A 17,654-nucleotide genomic window follows, 5' to 3' on the forward strand; every position below is an offset into this window, starting at 1 on the left:
CCGTTTGCTGACCCGAGCGGGGCCATCAAGCCTCTGACCTGCGAAAATACCCAAACGTTAGATCTTGGACTTGAACATCGTGCGAAGCATGAAGAAACTCCCGGTTTGTCTGCTCCCTGCCGGCTTTTTGCAGGTCAAGGGCGATGTTCGGAGGCTACAACGTTTCGCCTGTGTGGTCAGCGGTCGCCGGGTGTTCGAGGACTCACACCGACCGTCGGGAGAGTGGCCGGTTACGCGGGGCGGCGTCGGCCATCTCCCGGAGTTCGTCACGGCCGGCACCGCTCGCTGCTTGTACGGCGATGCCGTGGGCGAAGGTGGTGACGATGACTCCGTCGCCTCGCTCGTGCCGCTCGAGCAGATGACGGTGGGCGCGGGGCCGTTCTCGGGGGATTCCATGCCGACTCTGCGAGGATGGGCCGTATGGATGCCCTGAGCAGGAACCACGTACGGGTGACCGGGCTTGCCGCCGGTGCGCCGGTGGTGATGCTGGCGCACGGGTTCGGTTGTGATCAGAATTTGTGGCGTCTGGTGGTGCCGGCCCTGGAGCGCGACTTCACCGTCGTTGTTTTCGATCATGTGGGTGCGGGGAAGTCGGACCTGTCGGCGTGGAACCGGGAGCGGTACTCGTCGCTGGAGGGGTATGTCGAGGACGTGCTGGAGCTGTGCCGGGAGCTGGCACTCGGCCCGGTGACGTTCGTGGGGCACTCGGTGAGCGCCATGATGGGCGTGCTGGCCGCCGTGCGGGAACCCGCGGCGTTCGCCGGGCTGGTGCTGCTCGCGCCTTCGCCGCGTTTCGTCGATGAACCGGCGACCGGCTACCGAGGCGGGTTCAGCGCTGATGACATCCGGGAACTGCTGGAGTCGCTGGAGGCGAACTACCTGGGCTGGTCCGGCACGATGGCACCGGTCATCATGGGCAATCCCGACCGGCCGGAGCTGGGTGAGGAGCTGACCAACAGCTTCTGCAGCACCGACCCGGACATCGCCCGGGTCTTCGCCCGGGTGACGTTCCTGTCCGACAACCGGACCGACCTCGCCGAGGTGCGCGTTCCCACGCTGGTCGCCCAGTGCTCCAACGACGCGATCGCCCCGCCCGAGGTGGGCGCGTTCGTCCACGCGCAGATACCGGAGAGCCGCCTGATCACGCTGAACGCCACCGGACACTGTCCTCAGCTGGCCGCCCCCGAGGAGACCGCTGCGGCCATCGCCGCATTCGCGGGAGCGGTCCGATGATGTGCACCACCGACGACGAGGACGGGAACCCGGAACGAGGCGAGGGCTCCGCGGACGAGCGGGACCGGTTCGCCGCACTGCTCGAGGACAGCGTCGAAGATCTGTACGAGCGGGCGCCCTGCGGCTATCTGTCCACGATGCTGGACGGCCGGATCGTCAAGGTCAACGCCACATTGCTGGACTGGCTCGGCTACCGGCGCGGTGACCTGGTGGGCCACAAGCACTTCTCCGAGCTGCTCACCGTCGGCGGCCGGCTCTACCACGAGACGCACTTCGCCCCGCTGCTGCGGATGCAGGGCGAGGTCAGCGGTATCGCCCTGGAGCTGAAGACCGCCAACGGCTCGCGCTTGCCGGTCCTGGTCACCTCGACGGTCAAGTCGGGCAGCGACGGGCAGCCGCTGCTGATCCGCACCACCGTCTTCGACGCCCGCGACCGCCGCGCCTACGAAACGGAACTGCTGCGCGCCCGCCGGGAAGCCGACCAGGAACGCGAGCGCCTTCAGCAGCTGGCCGCCACGCTGCAGCAGACTCTGCTGCCGCCGACGCTGGTCAACGTGCCCGGCCTGGATGTCTCGGCGTACTACCACATCGCCTCCGTCGACGAGGTCGGCGGCGACTTCTACGATCTCTTCCCCCTGTCGGCCGGCACCTGGGGCCTGTTTCTGGGCGACGTGTGCGGTAAGGGCGCCGCCGCCGCGGCCATCACCTCCCTGGCCCGCTACACCCTGCGCGCCGCCGCCGTCTACGACCCCGACCCGGCCGCCGTCCTCGCCAACCTCAACACGGTCCTCAACCACGAGTACAACGGCACCGACCCCCGTTTCTGCACCGTCGTCTTCGGCCTGCTCACCCCCGACCTGGACCGAGGCGGCTTCCACATCACCCTGGCCAGCGGCGGCCACCCGCCCGCGCTGCTGCTGCGCGCCGACGGCACCGCCGACTACCTGCCCACCCCCGGCGGACAGCTCATCGGCGTCCTGCCCGACGCCCACATCGCCACCACCGGCATCCACCTCGCCCCCGGCGACACCCTGCTGCTGCACACCGACGGCCTCACCGAAGCCCATATCAACGCCACCGTCGGCGGCGCGGAACGCTACGGCGACGACGCCCTCCTCGACTTCGGCCGCGCCCTCGCACCCACCACGGCATCCGCCACCATCGGCGCGATCCGCGAGCTGCTCGACACCTTCGGCACCGGCGTGGACGACGACACCGCCGTCCTCGCCATCCACGTGCCCCGGCTCCCCGGTGACGAGCAGGAGTGACCCGGCACCTGACCCGCAGTGGCCGTGGAGGGGACCTGCGGGACCTGGTCCACGTCTCACGCGGGCGCCGGGCCTGGCGCGGCGTGAGGGGCCCGGGCACGGTGGGGCGTGTGGTCGGCGGGCACGGTGCGCCCGTGTTTCCCCGGCCTGCGGGCCGGATCGGTGGAACTCACGCCGGCTCCCGGCGTGCCGGTCACTGGACCAGCTCGATATGGGGGTGGGACGGGTTGGCCGGGCAGGCGTGGAGCTGGAGGTTGTAGCCGCCGACGATGTCGATCAAGGTGAAGTTGCCGTCCTGTGCGCCCAGAGGAGGCGGGGACGGGTCCGTCGGGTCCTCCTCGGCGATCCAGGTCCCGCTGCCGCCGTCCCATTCCGAGGAGGCGATGGTGAGGAGCGGGACCTGCTCGGTGCCGCACGCGGGGCACGGGCGGGGCTTGGGGTCGGTGAGGCCCCAGCGGGTCCAGCCGCCGGTCTTCCAGCCGGGAGCGTGGCAGAGATTGTTCAGGTAGAGCTCGCCCGGGTCGTCCGCGTACGTGTTGTACCTCGCGGGGTCGATCGTCTCCCAGCGGCTCATGTCGTCCAGCTGGTCCTGAAGCTCCTTGTCCAGCTCCGCGGGGTTGGGGTACTCGGTGACCTGCTCCGGTGAGAACAGGCACGGTTCCGGGAGGTAGCAGTCCCGTTGGACGATGGGCGGCTCGGGCGGTGCGTCGAGAACGTCGGTGACGGTGGCGGAGGAGCGCCAAAAGAGGGCTGTCCGGGGGTGGGCCATCTCGTGGTCGAAGGGGCACCAGAGGACCTGGAGGAGGTCCGCGTCGGGCGGGCACGGGAAGGGGACATCGCGAGCGTAGAGCTGGGCGACGGGGAGGAGGGGGATCGGGCCGTCGAACCACGGGCGGCCCGCGAGCCGCTCCCAGGTCGCCCGTTCCTCGGGAGTCCACTGGGGTGCCTCGGGGTCGAGGCGCCGCCGCTCGGCCGCTGCGGCGCGGTCACGGCGGAGGAGCCGGACGTCGTCCGGGGTGTGGACCACCGGCGCCGCCTGCCGGTCGTGGGGCTCGGCGCAGTACGGCCACGGCTCGTCGGCGGGCCACAGGAGCGGCCCGCCGACGGAGCTGTCGTGCACGGTCGGCGCCCCCGGCCGCGGGTGCAGCCGGGTCGCCGTCCGCGCCAGCGGGGCCAGCTGAGGGAACAGCGCGGTGATGTCGAACGGCCGCGGTGGGGTGGTGAAACTCATGCCGGCTCCCGTTGGCGCGAACTGAGTGGGATCAGTTACCGAGGTTGTACAACCCGGTGTTCGTATAGGTGTTGGTGACGTAGACGTTGGGGAACAGTTCCTCGGTCGTCCCGTTCGCCCGCTGGATATTAGCGTTCATCGTGACGCCCACCGGGATGGTGCTGTCCGCGTCCTTGTAGACGGGTGTCACCTGGTAGAAGATCGCGTCGTTCGTTCCGAGAACCACACCCGGAGTCCTGCCCTTGATCACGTTCTCCGCGATGCTCTCGTAGGTCCGCATGCTGGGCGTGCCCGTGTTCATGCCGCTCTGCCAGCAGGGGACGAGGTTGGACCGAGTGATCTTGCTCGTGCCCTTTCCGCCGAGGACGCTCGCGATGAGATGACACCGGGACTGGTCGTAGGTGAGGTTGTTCGCCTTCGCGTACGCCTCCGCGTCCTTCATGCCGGTGACGGGATTACTGGTTCCGGTCCCCGTCTTGGTCTTCAGCCCCAGGCATGCCTGCGCCCGGGTCGGCCTGAACCCGCCCCCGCCCGCCGGGTCAGTCTTGTTGACGAGAGGAACCGCCTCGGTGGTGTTGAAGAACCAGCCGTCGCCGTTGGGAAGCGAGTTGATCGGCGCGGGGTCGTTCAGGCAGCTGGCCTGCGGGCCGGTGTCCGGCAACGAGAACGTCAGCTCGAACTGGTCGGCGTCGATCACCCGCTGATCCTTGAAGCCGTTGGCAAGCTGGGTGTCGGCGAACTGCTTCTCACCGGGCGTGACATGGGCCTGCACACAGGGTGCGGTGCGGTCCAGGACATGGGCGTCGTTCAGGATGTAGGTGTCCCATTCGCCGTTGCCGAGATTGGGGATCACCTCGGCGCACTGCGCGCCGGCGGCACCGCCCTCCTTCGCCTCCCCGAAGGGGAAGTCGGCGCAGGTGTCGGGGTCGACTAGCTCCGGCTGGGCCGTGAAGCCCCCGCAGGTGGCGGCGGTGCGGTTGGCCACGCCGTTCGTCGACCGGGTCAGCGGGCTGCCCTTCTTCCCCCAGGCGCCGTTGAGGTTGTTCTGGGCCCAGCCGTAGGCGGCCACGGCGCCGCCCGCGTCCGCGCTCGTCGCCTTCATCGGCACGACGGCCATGACGGACGGAACCGCGCAGCCCGCCACCGAAGTGCCGCCGACCGCGTTGTCGCACCTGATCTGACGTGAGTTCTTCCATGACGCGTTCGGGTCGGTCGCCGTCGCGCCCGGGGACGTCACGTACATCGCGTAGGACGTGAGGAAGGAGGCGGAGGAACCCGTCGTCTGGGGCGAGGAGTAGGTGACGGTTCCGGTCAGGGTCTGGCCGAGGGTGAGGTTGCCGCCGTACCAGGGGGCGGTCTTGGTGGCCGTGCAGCCGGCGTCACAGGAGGCTCGGAACTTGGCGTTCAGGGCGGAGACATCGCCGAAGGCGCCGGTCATGGTGACCGTGACCTGCTCGCTCCACGTCGTGGCGGTCGCGGAGAGGTCGGCGCTGGTGGAGACCGCCAGGGTGCCGCGTCCGATCTCCCGACCGTTGCTGTCGCGGAGGATGTAGGTGACGTTGATGCCGCTCACGCAGTACGAGAAGCGCTCGTAGCTGTAGCTGCCGGGATTGGTGATGTCACAGCTTCCGGCGGCAGCGGCAGCCGTGGCGGTGGCGGCGGCACCGGTGCGCTTCTTCGCCTTCGCGGGGGTGACCGTCACACAGGACTCGACGGCACCCGCGCGGCGCTCCTTGGAGCCCGGCGCGGTGGCGGTGCAGTCCTCACCGGAGCCAGCCGCGAACCTGCTGGTGCCGGTGGTCTCCGCGCCGGGGGCCGCGGACTTGGTGGTGGACGGGGCCTGCGCCGTCGCGGGCGGTTCGGCCGCCTGGCTCGTCGCGGTCGTCGTGAGGACGAGGGTGAGGGCGGTGAGGACGGTCAGGACCGTCGAGCGGGCGCGTCTCCTTGTGGCGCGCCCGCCACGTATTCCATGCACGGGGGCAGGACCTTTCCGTGAGAGGAGGGGCAGGGGGTGCCGCCTGACTGCGGCGCCCCCGGGAAAGAGGACGGGCGGGATCAGGCCGCCAGGTCCCAGAGGTCGCTGAGACCCTTCGTGATGCCGGAGACCAGGTCCTCGCCCTTGTCCGTGATCTTGCTGACGACGGGCTTGACGAGGCCGCCGCCGAGCGCCTTGTCGGCGGCGCCGACCCACTTGTAGGCGCCGAAGGAGACCAGGCTCAGGCCGGTGCCGACGGTGGATTCCCAGAAGGCGCCGCTGGTGAAGCCGTGCTCGATGCCGGTGAAGAGGGTGCCAAGAGCTCCCGCGCCGGCGGAGACGCCGGCGAAGAAGCCGGCTGCGGCGAGGGCCGGCGGGAAGACGAAGGCGGCGAGGCCGCAGCCGGCCGCCAGGAAACCGGCGCCGATGCTGACCACGTTGGCGGCGTCCGCGTAGAACTGGGCGTCGTTCCACCACTCGTCGGCGTCGCCGTCCGCGGTGCCGTTCGGGTTGACCTGGTTGTTCTTGTCGTTGTTGGCCGGGTCCCGCTTGGCGTCGCGCTCCTCTTGGGCCTTGCGCGCGGCCTCCTTGGCCTTCGCGATCTCCTCGGCCCGCTTCTTGTCGGCGGCGATCTGCTTGGCCTGGGCGTACGCGGCGGCGGCGGCCTTCGCGTCGGCGGAGGCCGCGAGCTCGGAGGCGCGGGCCGCGGCGGCGGAGCGCTGGGCCTCGGCGGAGGAGGCGAGGGCCGCGCGCGCCGAGTCGACGGCCTTGTTGGCCGAGTAGTTGGCGGAGCGGGCGGCGCCGCGGGCGGTGGCGGCGGCGCTCTTCGCCGTGGCGGCGGAGGCCTGGGCTTCGGCGGCCGACTTGTCGGCGGCATCGGCGTTGTCCCGCGCCTGCTGGGCGTAGTCCTCGGCCTTGGCGGCGGAGTCGAGCGCCTTCTGCGCCCACTCCTGGGCCTCGGCGGCGGCGTTGCGGGCGTCGGCGGCGGCCTTCGAGGCGAGGGCCGCGTCCTCCTGCGCCTTCTGCGCGATCTTCGCCGCGGCGGCGATGGCCCCGCGGACGGCCGCGACGTGGGTGGCGGTGTCGAAGTCCAGCTGGGCCGTGCGGTACTGGATCACGCTGATGAAGTTGCGCAGCATCCACGCCGGTCCTTCGAGCGCGACCTCCGCGTAGGCCTTGGTGAAGGCGCCGGCGGTGTTGATCAGCTCGACGGCCCGGACCTTGTCGTCCTCCTGGACGGCCAGCGGGTAGGCATGGTCGAAGAAGTGGTTGAGGGACTCGGTGGTGTTCTCGTCGAGCGCCTTGTTGGCGGCCTCGTTGACGGCCTTGCCCTCGTCATCGTCGATGATCTTGCCGATGGCGACGCGCAGGTCCTCGTCCGAGGCGCGCTTCATGCCGCCGGTGAGGAAGTCGCCGACGGCCTTGGAGTCGGTGCTCTCCAGCGCGGCAGCGGCGGCCGCGGCGACCTTCGGTCCGCCGACCGTCGCCACGTGGAGGGTGGTCTCGCGGTCGTCCTGCTGCTGGGCGAGCGCCCGGTCGAGGTCGATCCAGGCGTAGACGTCGTCGTCGGAGCCGGCGAGGGCGTGCTGGGCGGCCTGCCGGGTGTTGGCCCCCCGGGCGTCGATCAGGGCGACCGCGGCCTGCCGGCCAAGGGTCGCGGCGACCGACATGTCGCCGGAGTACAGGGCCTCTTCCGCGCTGGCGATGAGGTCCTTGGTCGCCTGGGTGGTGCGCTCCTCCATCAGCCGCTTCTCGCGGACGTCGGAGAGCTCGGCCCGCTCGATGGCGGCGAGCTGCCTGGCCTCCTCGATGGCCTGCTGCTTGTCCAGCTCCAGGGTCTGCGCCTCGGCGGCGCGGGCGTTCTTCTCCACCTCGATGGCGTCGCTGACGGCCTGGGTGGCGAGGTTGGCGGCCTTCACGGCCTCCGTGGCGTGGGCGGTCGACTTGTTGGCGTAGTCGATGGCCTGACCCGCGTACTTCACGGCCTCCTCGGCGGCGTCCGCGGCCTTGTCGGCGTGGGCGGCGGCGGAGTTGGCGGCGTCGCGGGCGGTGCGGGCCGCCTTGGCGGCGGCGGTCGCCAGTGCCTGGGCGGCGGAGGCGGCGTTGGTGGCGCGGTTGGCGGCACTGGTGGCGATGGCGGCCTGGCGCTTGGCCTCGTCGGCCTCCGCCTTGGCGGCACCGGCGGAGACGGCGGCCTGGGCGGCGGCAGTCGCGGCGGCGGCCGAGTTGCGGGCGGCGGAGGCGGCGGCCAGGCCGGCGGCCGAGGACGCGTCGCCTGCGAGGGCCGCCTTGGCGGCAGCGGCGGCGGCGCTGCGGGCCTTGGCCGCGGCGTTGCGGGCGGCGACCGCGGCGTTCTTGGCGGCCTCCGCCTTGCCGGCGTCCTTGGACGCGGCGATCGCGGCCTTGTAGGCGCGGGACGCGGCGTTGCCGGCCTTGGCGGCGGCCTGGGCGGCACCTGCGGCGGCCCAGGAGGCGCGGCGGGAGGCCTTCACGGCGGCGTTGGAGGCGTTGACGGCGTTGCGGGCGGCGTCGGCGGCGCCCTTCGCCGCGCTCGCCGCCTTGCGGGCCGCGGCCCCCGACTTCTGCACGTCGCTCTGGGCGGCGGCGGCTTCGGCGGCGGCCTTCTCGGCGGCCTCCTTGGCCTTGGTGGCGGCGGTCTCGGCGCGGGCCCCGGCCTCGACGGCCAGGTTCGTCTCGCGTTCGGCGCGCTTGCCCTCGCGCTCGACGACGGCCACCAGTTCCTCGATGGTCGCCGACTCCTGGTCGCGGGCGCGCGCGATGTGCTGGCCGGTCTCGATGAACCACTCGACGTCGTTCGCGGTGCCGCTGAGCGCGCGGTCCGCGTACTTCTGCACCTCCGGGCCGCCGGTCATCAGCATGGCGCCGACCTGGACCCGGGTGTCCTCGAGCCGCGCGTCGTACTGCTCGTCGGCGAGGAAGCCGATGAGGGCCTGCTCGGTGCCGGTGTCGAGGGCGGTGTTGGCCTCGCGCACCACGGCCTTGCCGCCGGTGGACGCGACGATGCTGGTGGCGACCTGGAGGTCTTCCAGGATGGCGGGGGCGAAGCCCTCCGAGAGGAAGGCGGCTATCGCCTCGTCGCCGTTGTCCAGGGCGGCCACGGCCTCGCGGCGCAGGCCCTTGCCCGCGCGGTCGAGACTGCGGACGATCGCGACCCGGTTGTCCTGCACGGTCTGCTGGGGCAGCGTCTCGGCGAGGAAGGTCCGGATCTCGGCGTCGGTCCCGTAGAGGGCCGTGGTGGCGGCGGCCTTGACGCCCTTGCCTCCGGTCAGCCACGCGCGGACGGCCTTGGCGCGCTCCGTGTCCGGCAGCGGCACCGGGCCGGCGCCTGCTGTCTCGGCGGCCGCGGCGGTGGCCGGCCGCAGGACCGAGGGGGTGGCGGCGACAGCGGTCGCGGCCGCGAGCGCGCCGAGGACGCGGCGTCTGCTCCAGAAAGCTGACTGCATAAGGGACTTGCCCTTCCACGAGTAATGCGGTGACGTGTCGGATTTCACGCCGTGCCGGACGGCGGACCAAGGATCGACGTCCGCCACAATTCACGAACAGTATCAACGTTCCATAAATTTTGCGGAAGTTGAGCCTACCCATGCTTCAACAGGCGTCATCACATATTAATTTGACGGGTCGCCACATTTCTGCAAAGTCATGAAGCCCACCTATACGGCCTTCTCCCGGCGTGACACAGGTCACGGAGAACTTGCTTCCAATGTCCATGTATGAGCAGTTCACAGCGCTGGACTTGGGTGCGTCGCCATGTTGGGATGCCAGGGTCGATGACGATCGACGGGGTTCCCACAGTGCGTCGCGGAGGCGTGCCAATGGTGTGCAAGGGGGCCTGCATTCAAGTCCGGACGGGAGTCGCCGTGAGGACTCAGTGCCTTTGCGGGCGATGCGGTGGCGGATGCCTTTTCCGCGCAGCCACCCATGGCACCGGATATCGACCATGGTGCGGGCAGCAGCGACGTGGGGCGCGCGGCGGTGTGCTCAGGCCTCAGCCGGACGTGTCACCGGGCAGGTGGGCCGGTTCCGGGGCGGTGCAGGAGTGGAACGCGGGATCGGGGAAGGTGTCGTCGCCGAACCAGAAGCCGAAACTGATCACCTCGCGGGAATACGCCTCCCGCGTGACCGGGTCGACCTCCTGAGGCTGCTCGACGTGGCGCGCCTCGTCACACAGTCCGTTCCGGGAGTGCCGGAAGAACCGTCTCGGCGATGGTGAGGAGGGCGCTGTCGTCCGGGAGGGCTCCGGAGGTGCTCCAGACGGTGATGTCGAAGTAGCCGCCCCGGTCCTTCCCGTCGAGTGCCACGGACAGCGTTCTGGCCAGGGGGCCCTGCTCGACGGGTCCGCCGGATCCGCCGCTCCCCAGATTGATCTCGATCTTCATGGTGTGATCCGAGAAGAGGACCGCGGGCCGGCCGAGGACCGAGAGCGTCCTGACGTCCGTCTCCTCCCCGAACTCCATCAGTTTCACGTACTGGGCGATCGACAGCTTGTTGTACGTGGCCGAGACGTTCACGGTGTAGGTGTCGAACCGGACCTCGGCCTCCGGCTGGGCGACCTTCCCGTCGGTCAGGGGAGCGGTGTTGCTGGTGCCGGACGCCACGGTCGCGGTTTCCGTGGGCGTTCCGAGGAGTTGCGCCAGGTCGGACCTGTTGAGCGCCTTGCACAGCTCATCGCCGGTCACAGCCTGGGACGTCTTCTTGTAGGCGCTCGGCAGTTCCTCGCCTTCCCCGCCCGGACACGAGGCGGCCCGCGGCGTGCTGCCGTCGTCGGAGGGCGGCAGACGCGGGCCCAGCCACACTGCGGCCCCGAGTGCCGCGAACACGGCCACGGCAGCGAGGGCCTGGCCCCACGCGTTGGGTTCCTTCTCCGGGGCGGCGGGAGCGGGACGCCGCGGCGCCGGAGCCTGCGGCTGCGGCTGCGGCTGCGGCTGCGGCTGCGGCTGGGCAGCAGCGTCGGACACCGCCCCGCCCGCGGGGGCCGCCGGGCCCGGGTTCCGGCGTGCGCGCAGGGCCCGGACAACCATGTGGACGCGCACCGCGGTGAACACCAGGAACGCCACGCCGATCGCGGCCGGCACCCATTCCCCGTCGCGGAGGGCGAGGTACATGATGCGGACGCCGAAAACGGACCCGACCACGATGAGCAGGGGCTCACGGACCCAGAAGGGCAGGAGGCGGAGGAGGAAACCGAGCATCCGGCGATCACACCAGGTCAAGATCACGTTTGCTGTGGTGGAAGCCACAGTTCCGGCTCGGGACTCAACCGTGATGAAAGGGGGCCGGATGCCGCGCTCCAGGCGCCGTGAGGCGGGAGTGCCGGGCCGTTCGGGCGGCGCTGTGCCGGGCACCCGGATCCCATGACCGACGACGCACACGGTTGCCCCTGGCCGCCGGTGTACGACGATGCGCATGTCCGGTCAGCCGTCGCCAGGTGTTCCGGGGTGCACACCGACCCCGCTGCCTGCTTCCCTGATAACTGATCAGACCGACCGGACTGCTCCATGCCCTCGGTTACGCGATGCCCGTATGCCGATCGGCTCAGCCGCCGCTCTTGCGCCTGAACGACCGCTGGCTCGCGGCGGGTCCGTGCGCAGCACGCACCTTCGACGCATCGGGGTTGGCGGTGACATCGGCGGCCTCAGCCTGCGCACTGCGCTTGCGCGCCAGGGCCTCGCGGAACTTGCGCTTGAGGTCGTAGTTGCCGTCGGCGTCCGGCGCCAGCGGGGGCGTCCCGGCGGCAGCCGGCTCCGAACCGTCCGTAGATGCGGGTTCTGCGGTCATGGTGACCTCCTGGGTTCGGGGGTGGGCAAGCACAGCTTGTCATGCCGGGCGCGGTGCGGGGTGCCGGCAACGTCATTCCGCTCAGCCGTTGCGGCGCACGAAGGCGGCTTTGCGGGCCTCGGCGAGCTTGCGGGCCTCGCCCGCCTTGCGGGACTTGCCGCCGGCACCGCGGGAGGTGTCCTTGCTGGTGCCGAGGCCGCGGAAGGGAGCGTTGGTGTTCTTGGGACGGGGGACGGCGGGCCCGCCGTCGAGCGGGCTCCCGGACGGAGCCCTGGCGCCGGTGATCCGGCTCAGCTCCGCCTCGCCCGAGCGCACCTTGGTGACGGTCGCCTCGATGCCGGCCCCGGCCATCATGCGGCTCGTCTCGCGGCGTTGGCCCGCCGACACGAGCGTGACCACGCTGCCGGACTCACCGGCGCGGGCGGTGCGGCCCGCCCGGTGCACGTAGTCCTTGGGGTCGGTGGGCGGGTCGACGTTGACCACGAGATCGAGGCCGTCGACGTGCAGACCACGGGCCGCGACATCGGTCGCCACCAGAACGGTGAGCCCGCCGTTCCGGAACTGCGCCAGGGTCCGCGTGCGCTGCGGCTGGGACTTGCCGCTGTGCAGGGCCCCTGCGTGCACCCCGCTGGCCCGCAGATGCCGGGTGAGCTGGTCGACGGCGTGCTTGGTGTCGAGGAACAGCAGTACGCGGCCGTCGCGGGCGGCGATCTCCGTGATGACGGCGTAGCGGTCGGGACCGTGGACGACCAGCACGTGGTGCTCCATCGCCGCGACCGTGCCCGCGGACGGGTCGACCGAGTGGACCACGGGGTCGTGGAGGTAGCGGCGGACCAGCTGATCGACGTCGCGGTCCAGAGTGGCCGAGAACAGCATCCGCTGACCGCCGGGGTGCACCTGGTCGAGCACCTCGACGACCTGCGGCAGGAACCCCAGGCCGCACATCTGGTCGGCCTCGTCCAGCACGGTGATCCTCACCCGTCCCAGGCGGCAGGCGTTGCGCCCGACCAGGTCGTGCAGGCGTCCGGGGGTGGCGACGACCACCTCGGCTCCCTGACGCAGCGCGGCGGCCTGCCGGCCGATCGACATGCCGCCGACGACCGTGGCCATCCGCAGCCGCAGCGCCTCGGCGTACGGCGCCAGCGCCTGGGTGACCTGTTGGGCCAGCTCCCGGGTGGGCACAAGGATCAGCGCGAGGGGCTGCTTCGGTTCGGCGCGCCGCCCGGCCGTGCGCGTCAGCAGCGGCAGGCCGAAGGCGAGCGTCTTGCCCGATCCGGTGCGCCCGCGTCCCAGAACGTCGCGTCCCCGTAGGGCATCGGGCAGTGTGGCGGCCTGGATCGGAAAGGGTTCGCGTACCCCGAGTCCGCTCAGTGTCCGCAGCACCTCCACCGGCAGTTCCAGGCCGGCGAAGGAGACGGCCGGGGGCCGTACCGGGGTCGTGGCCTCGCCTTCGGCGGGACCGCCGGGAGCGATGCCGACGTCATCGGGGTGCTTCATGAACAGCCTTCCGCAGGGGAACGTACCGAGGAAGGCCCGGCAGGACGGAACAGCCCACGCACAAGCGGAACCGAACAGACAGAATGGCCCACCGCGACGACCACGCAAACGCAGCACACTAACACGGGGTCCGGTCCCCGCTTGACGCGTCGCTTCGCCGGCGCGGCAGTGGCGTGACGAAGCCGTCCCTTTGCGGCGGCAGGTGGGCCGCGGGAGCCTGAAGAGGTGATACGTCGGCGTGTGGCGGCCCGGGCGCCCGGCGCGCCACTGACGTCGCGCGCCGAGAGCGGCGCCGGGGCAATCCCCGAAGGTGCCGTCAAGGCGCCGATGGCCTACGTGGTCACGGCGACGGTACCGATTGTGCTGCTGGAGCTGATGGCCGATGACCGCACGGTGCGCCTCTTCCCCCTGCTGATCCTGCTGCCCGCGTTCCCAGCGGCGGTCGGTACGGTGCGGCAGACCGCCTGGGCGGTGGCCTGGGTGCTGGTCGTCATCACCGCGGTGCTGATCCGCCGGCCGCTGCCCTCGTCGTACGACTACGGGATCGTCATGCTGCTCGCCCTCGTGCTCGGCGTGCTGTGCGTGGTGACCTGCCACTGGCGGGTCCGGCGAGAGCGGGAACTGCTGCGGACCCGGTCCGCGGCCGTCGCTCTGCAACGGCAGATGCTGCGGCCACTGCCGGTCCTCACCGACCGGGTGGTCGTCGACGGCGCGTACCAGCCGGTGGAGACGGACAGGCTGGTGGGAGGAGACGTCTACGAGGTCGTGGCCTCGCCGTACGGCACGCGGTTGCTCTTCGGCGACGTCCAGGGCAAGGGCCTGCCCGCGATCGGAGCCGCCTTCGCCGTGCTCAGTGCCTTCCGCGAGGCCGCGCAACGCGAGCCGACCCTCACCGCGCTCGTGGACGACCTGGAACGGGCCGTGGTGCGGCACAACGCTTTCGCCCAACAGACCGGTGAACCGGAGCAATTCGTCACCGCTCTCGTCCTGGGTGTCGACACCTCGGCCGAGACCCAGGCCGTCAACTGCGGTTACCCTCCGCCCTACCTGCTGAAAGCCCGGCCGGTCATGCCCGTGGAGCTCGGCGAACCGGGCGTACCGCTCGGTCTTGCGGACCTCTCCCCCCGGCCCAGGACCGTCTCGTGGTTCCCCTTCCCCGCGGGCGCCACCCTCATCAGCTGCAGCGACGGTGTCACCGAGGCCCGTGGTGTCACCGGCGCCCCCTACCCCCTCGAAGAACGTCTGGCGGACTGGACGGACATCTCCCCCTGGGAAGTCGCCGACCACCTGACCGAGGACGTCGGCCGGCACACCGCTGGGGAGCACCGGGACGACATCGCCGCGCTCGTGGTCCGCAGGACCGGCTGATCAGGCGCTCACCGGTGCAGCGAGCCGACGACGCCCCGCACGGCGCGCGGGCACGGACTCCGCGTCGTGTGCGCCCATGACCTCACCATCAGGTGCGGGTGCCTCGAGCGGCCTGCCGCCTCCGTCGTGCCCGATCCCGGCATGCGGTCGCGCGACACCACGTGGGGACGCCCCTCGCCGCGGCTACCGCCTCGTGAGGCCGGGTGAGGCCTGCGACACGTCCGCGCCGGAGCTCACGTGCCGCTGGGTCTCCTGAGGGCCGTGCCAGTCGAGGCACATCACGGTGGCATCGTCCTCGAGCACGCCGCCGGCGGCTTCCCGTACCGCGGACGTCAGCAGCAGCGCGGCCTCCCGCGGGTGCAGGTCCCGGGTGCTCTCCAGCAGGGAGGACAGGTCGATCTTCTCCCCATGACGTTCGAGCATGCCGTCGGTCAGCATGAGCACGCGGTCGCCGGGGCGCAGATCCACGTCCTGAACCCGATAGGGGTGGGCCACGAGTCCGGACAGCCCGAAGGGATGATCCACCTCGCACGTGATCTCCTCCGCGACCCCCTCGCGCATGCGCAGGGGCCAGGGATGGCCGGCGTTGACGAGCCGGGCCCGCCCGGTGTGCAGGTCGATGCGCAGCAGCTGGCCGGTGGCGTGGCCGCGGCCGTGGTCGGCCAGGGCCCGGTCGGCCAGGCGGGCCTGATCGGCCAGGCCGGCTCCCGCGCGGCGGGCGCCGCGCAGGGCACCCACCAGGACCGTGGCGGCGAGCGCGGCGTCGACGTCGTGGCCCATGGGGTCGGTCACCGATACGTGCAGGGTGTCGCGGTCCAGGGTGTAGTCGAAAGTGTCGCCGCTGAGGTTCTCGGAGGGCTCCAGGCTCCCGCACAGGGTGAACTGTGCCGCCTCGCACGACAGTGACGGGGGCAACAGCTGGTACTGGATTTCCGCTGCCAGGGTGGGAGGCCTGGAGCGCTTGCCCCAGACGTAGAGGTCGGTGAAGCGCCCGTTGGCGATCACGATGTAGGCCAGGACGTGGGCGGCTTCCCCGACCGCCTCGACGACGTCCTCGCCGGGGGCGGCCGGAAGGAGCACTTCCAGCAGCCCGATGGCATCTCCCCGGTTGGTGACCGGCACGATCACCCGCTGTCCCCGGCCGGTCGTCTCCAGATGCAGCCGCTGGGTACGGACCACACGCTCGTAGACGGTGCCGGGCAGGGGGATCCGCTCCGCCTCCCGCCCGCCCTCCACGGAACCGGTGGTGGACAGCCGGGCCACCGCCCTCCCCGTCAGGTCCACGATGAGGAAGGAGACGTACGTGGCCCCGACATGCCGCCTCAGCTCCTCGGCGACCACGCCGACGGCGTCCACCGGCGCGGCCGTCTCCGCCGCCGTCAGCAGCCGGGGTAGCTCACTCTGTCCACCGTTCACGACCACGGCCCCTTCCGCCGGCCCTTTGTACCAGCCTGGGAGCCGCCACGGTGAGCGTCAATCCATGACCGGTCACAGTGGGTGGGCGTAGGTCATGGTGCGTTCACCGAAGAGGCGCGTCCCGACGGGCGCCTGCTCCCCGCGGCCGTCACGGCTGCCGCGGGGCGCCGTAACGGCGGATCGGGTCATGTTCCCTGCCTGGCCGCGTCGACCGCCGCCCGCACCGTGGGATACACGCGCCTCAGCTCCCTCCTGGCTTCGGCGGTGCGCAGCACGTCCCTGACCTGGCCCACGTCCCGGGCGAGCAGGAGCCGGACTCCGAGGGACTCGAGTTCCTCGGCCAGGTCGTCGAGCATGCGCACGGCGCTGACGTCGACGAAGGGAACCGTTTCGGCGTCGATCACGACCGCCGTCACCCCTGTGCGGGCGCCCCTTCGGACCACGGACCGGATCCGCTCGGCGTTGGCGAAGTAGATGCCGGCCTCGACGCGCAGCACGACCACGCCGGGGATCCTGCGGCTCTCGCTGTGCCTGTCGAGCGCCGCGAAGTGTCCGTTCCCGGGCAGCTGCCCCAGTTCGCTGATGACCGGGCGCGAGGAGCGGTACAGGAGCAGAAGCAGGGAGACACCGATACCGATGAAGAGGCCGGGCAGCGTGTCGAAGACCATCACCCCGAGCATCGCCGCGACCGAGGCGATGAAATCGGGCCGCGCGGCGACGCCGTAGGCCTGGCCGAGCCTGCGGGTGAAGACCCGGTGGAGGGAGACCAGCGAGCGGATGTCGACCAGCTCGACCACCGCCGCGATCACCACCGCCGCGAGTACCGCCTCGGGGAGCTGCTCGAAGAGGCCGGTGAGGAAGAGGAGCGTGACCACGGTCAGGGCGGCCACGAGAACGCCCGAGAGCTGGGTGCGGGCGCCGGCCGACCAGTTGACCGCGGTCTTCGAGAGGCTGCCGTTGACGACCATGCCGCTGGACAGGCCGGCGCCCAGGCCGGCGGCTCCGAGCCCGATGAGCTCGCGGTTGGCGTCGACCTCGTAGTGGCCGCGGGCGGCGTAGGTCTTCGCCGCACCGAGGCCTTCGGCGAAGGCGACGAGCAGTACGCCGACGCCTCCCGCGGCGAGGTCGCCGAAGTCGTCGGCCGAGACGTCGGGGAAGCCGAAGGAGGGCAGACCGGTGTCGATGGCGCCGACGACGTCGACGCCGTGGTCGGCCAGGTCGAAGACCGCGGACACGGCGATCCCCAGCGCCACCGCGATCAGTGAGCCGGGCACGGCCCGGGCGACCCGTCTGAGGACGAGGATCAGGACGAGGCCGGTGAGGCCGACCAGTAGGGTGAGGCCGCTGGTCGCGCCGAGGTCCCCGATCAGCACCCGCACCTTCTCGAAATAGTTCCCCGAGCCGCCCTCGACGCCGAACAGCTTCGGCAGCTGACCGGCGATGATCGTCATCGCCAGGCCGACGATGAAGCCCTTCAGCACGGGCTCGGAGATGAAACTGGCGAGGAAGCCGAGGCGCAGGAGCCCGGCGAGGAGCGCCGCGAGGCCCACCGTGACGGCCAGGGCCGCCGTCGTCGCGGCGAAATCGGTGCTCGAACCGCCGGCGGCCTCCCCGACGACCGCCGCCGAGAGCGCCGCCGTCGCCGCCATCGGCCCGGTGACCAGATGCCTGGAGCTGCCGAAGGCGGCGTAGAGGATCAGGGCCGCGGGCGCGGCGTAGAGGCCGACCACGGGCGGGACACCGGCGATCGTCGCGTAGGCCAGCGCCTCGGGCACGAGAACCGCCCACACGGTCACCGCGGCCAGCGCGTCCCGCCCCAGCCACTCCCGCCGGTAACCCCGCAGTGAAGGGAACAGGCGGAGCATGC

Annotated in this window: 12 protein-coding genes and 1 pseudogene; 4 read left to right on the plus strand and 9 right to left on the minus strand. The window is 71.3% G+C overall.

Translation table 11 applies throughout. The annotated features are described in order from the left end of the window. Positions 1-64: 64 nt before the first annotated feature. The 3 genes from F1615_RS35605 to F1615_RS13605 are packed head-to-tail and all read left to right on the plus strand — an operon-like array spanning position 65 to position 2,501. Entirely contained in the window at positions 65-433 is a 369-nt protein-coding gene (locus F1615_RS35605) for a hypothetical protein (protein ID WP_208818306.1), read from the plus strand. Next, positions 421-1,233, plus strand: coding sequence for an alpha/beta fold hydrolase (locus F1615_RS13600; RefSeq protein ID WP_149549199.1), 813 nt, complete (start codon positions 421-423; stop codon positions 1,231-1,233). The genes F1615_RS35605 and F1615_RS13600 overlap by 13 nt, the downstream gene beginning before the upstream one ends. Next, positions 1,233-2,501: a PP2C family protein-serine/threonine phosphatase gene (locus tag F1615_RS13605; RefSeq protein WP_149549272.1), complete on the plus strand. Its 1,269-nt coding sequence runs from the start codon at positions 1,233-1,235 to the stop codon at positions 2,499-2,501. Before F1615_RS13600 ends, F1615_RS13605 begins: the two co-directional genes overlap by 1 nt. Before the next feature lie 193 nt (positions 2,502-2,694). On the opposite strand, the gene F1615_RS13610 is transcribed toward F1615_RS13605, so the two are convergent. The 7 genes and pseudogenes from F1615_RS13610 to F1615_RS13635 all read right to left on the minus strand — a co-directional run bounded on the left by F1615_RS13610 (position 2,695) and on the right by F1615_RS13635 (position 13,003). Next, complete coding sequence (locus F1615_RS13610; RefSeq protein ID WP_149549200.1) at positions 2,695-3,732, minus strand: hypothetical protein; 1,038 nt, start codon at positions 3,730-3,732, stop codon at positions 2,695-2,697. A gap of 31 nt (positions 3,733-3,763) precedes the next feature. After that, entirely contained in the window at positions 3,764-5,707 is a 1,944-nt protein-coding gene (locus F1615_RS13615; RefSeq protein ID WP_167533736.1) for a DNA/RNA non-specific endonuclease, read from the minus strand. Between the two features lie 80 nt (positions 5,708-5,787). Next, positions 5,788-9,171, minus strand: coding sequence for an ALF repeat-containing protein (locus tag F1615_RS36835; RefSeq protein ID WP_208818307.1), 3,384 nt, complete (start codon positions 9,169-9,171; stop codon positions 5,788-5,790). A 575-nt stretch (positions 9,172-9,746) separates the two neighbouring features. Then, positions 9,747-9,884: pseudogene (locus tag F1615_RS36250) on the minus strand (DUF5996 family protein); the annotation flags it as partial. Positions 9,885-9,891: 7 nt separating this feature from the next. Then, positions 9,892-10,920 carry a DUF6215 domain-containing protein gene (locus tag F1615_RS13625; RefSeq protein WP_149549201.1) on the minus strand — a complete coding sequence of 343 codons (1,029 nt, stop codon included), beginning with the start codon at positions 10,918-10,920 and terminating at the stop codon, positions 9,892-9,894. A 343-nt stretch (positions 10,921-11,263) separates the two neighbouring features. Then, positions 11,264-11,506 (minus strand): DUF5302 domain-containing protein, encoded by a 243-nt coding sequence (locus F1615_RS13630; protein ID WP_149549202.1) that lies wholly within the window; start codon positions 11,504-11,506, stop codon positions 11,264-11,266. An 81-nt stretch (positions 11,507-11,587) separates the two neighbouring features. Next, positions 11,588-13,003 carry a DEAD/DEAH box helicase gene (locus F1615_RS13635; RefSeq protein WP_149549203.1) on the minus strand — a complete coding sequence of 472 codons (1,416 nt, stop codon included), beginning with the start codon at positions 13,001-13,003 and terminating at the stop codon, positions 11,588-11,590. Positions 13,004-13,330: 327 nt separating this feature from the next. Between F1615_RS13635 and F1615_RS13640 the strand changes: the two genes are divergently transcribed. Beyond that, entirely contained in the window at positions 13,331-14,371 is a 1,041-nt protein-coding gene (locus tag F1615_RS13640) for a PP2C family protein-serine/threonine phosphatase (protein WP_149549204.1), read from the plus strand. A 183-nt stretch (positions 14,372-14,554) separates the two neighbouring features. On the opposite strand, the gene F1615_RS13645 is transcribed toward F1615_RS13640, so the two are convergent. Beyond that, the gene (locus tag F1615_RS13645; protein WP_149549205.1) at positions 14,555-15,787 is read right to left on the minus strand and encodes a PP2C family protein-serine/threonine phosphatase; all 1,233 of its coding nucleotides are present in this window, start codon (positions 15,785-15,787) and stop codon (positions 14,555-14,557) included. 185 nt (positions 15,788-15,972) lie between these two features. Further along, positions 15,973-17,652: a SulP family inorganic anion transporter gene (locus F1615_RS13650; protein WP_149549206.1), complete on the minus strand. Its 1,680-nt coding sequence runs from the start codon at positions 17,650-17,652 to the stop codon at positions 15,973-15,975. Positions 17,653-17,654 lie beyond the last annotated feature (2 nt).

The sequence above is a fragment of the Streptomyces marokkonensis genome, assembly GCF_008312835.1.
Taxonomy (GTDB): Bacteria; Actinomycetota; Actinomycetes; order Streptomycetales; family Streptomycetaceae; genus Streptomyces; species Streptomyces marokkonensis_A.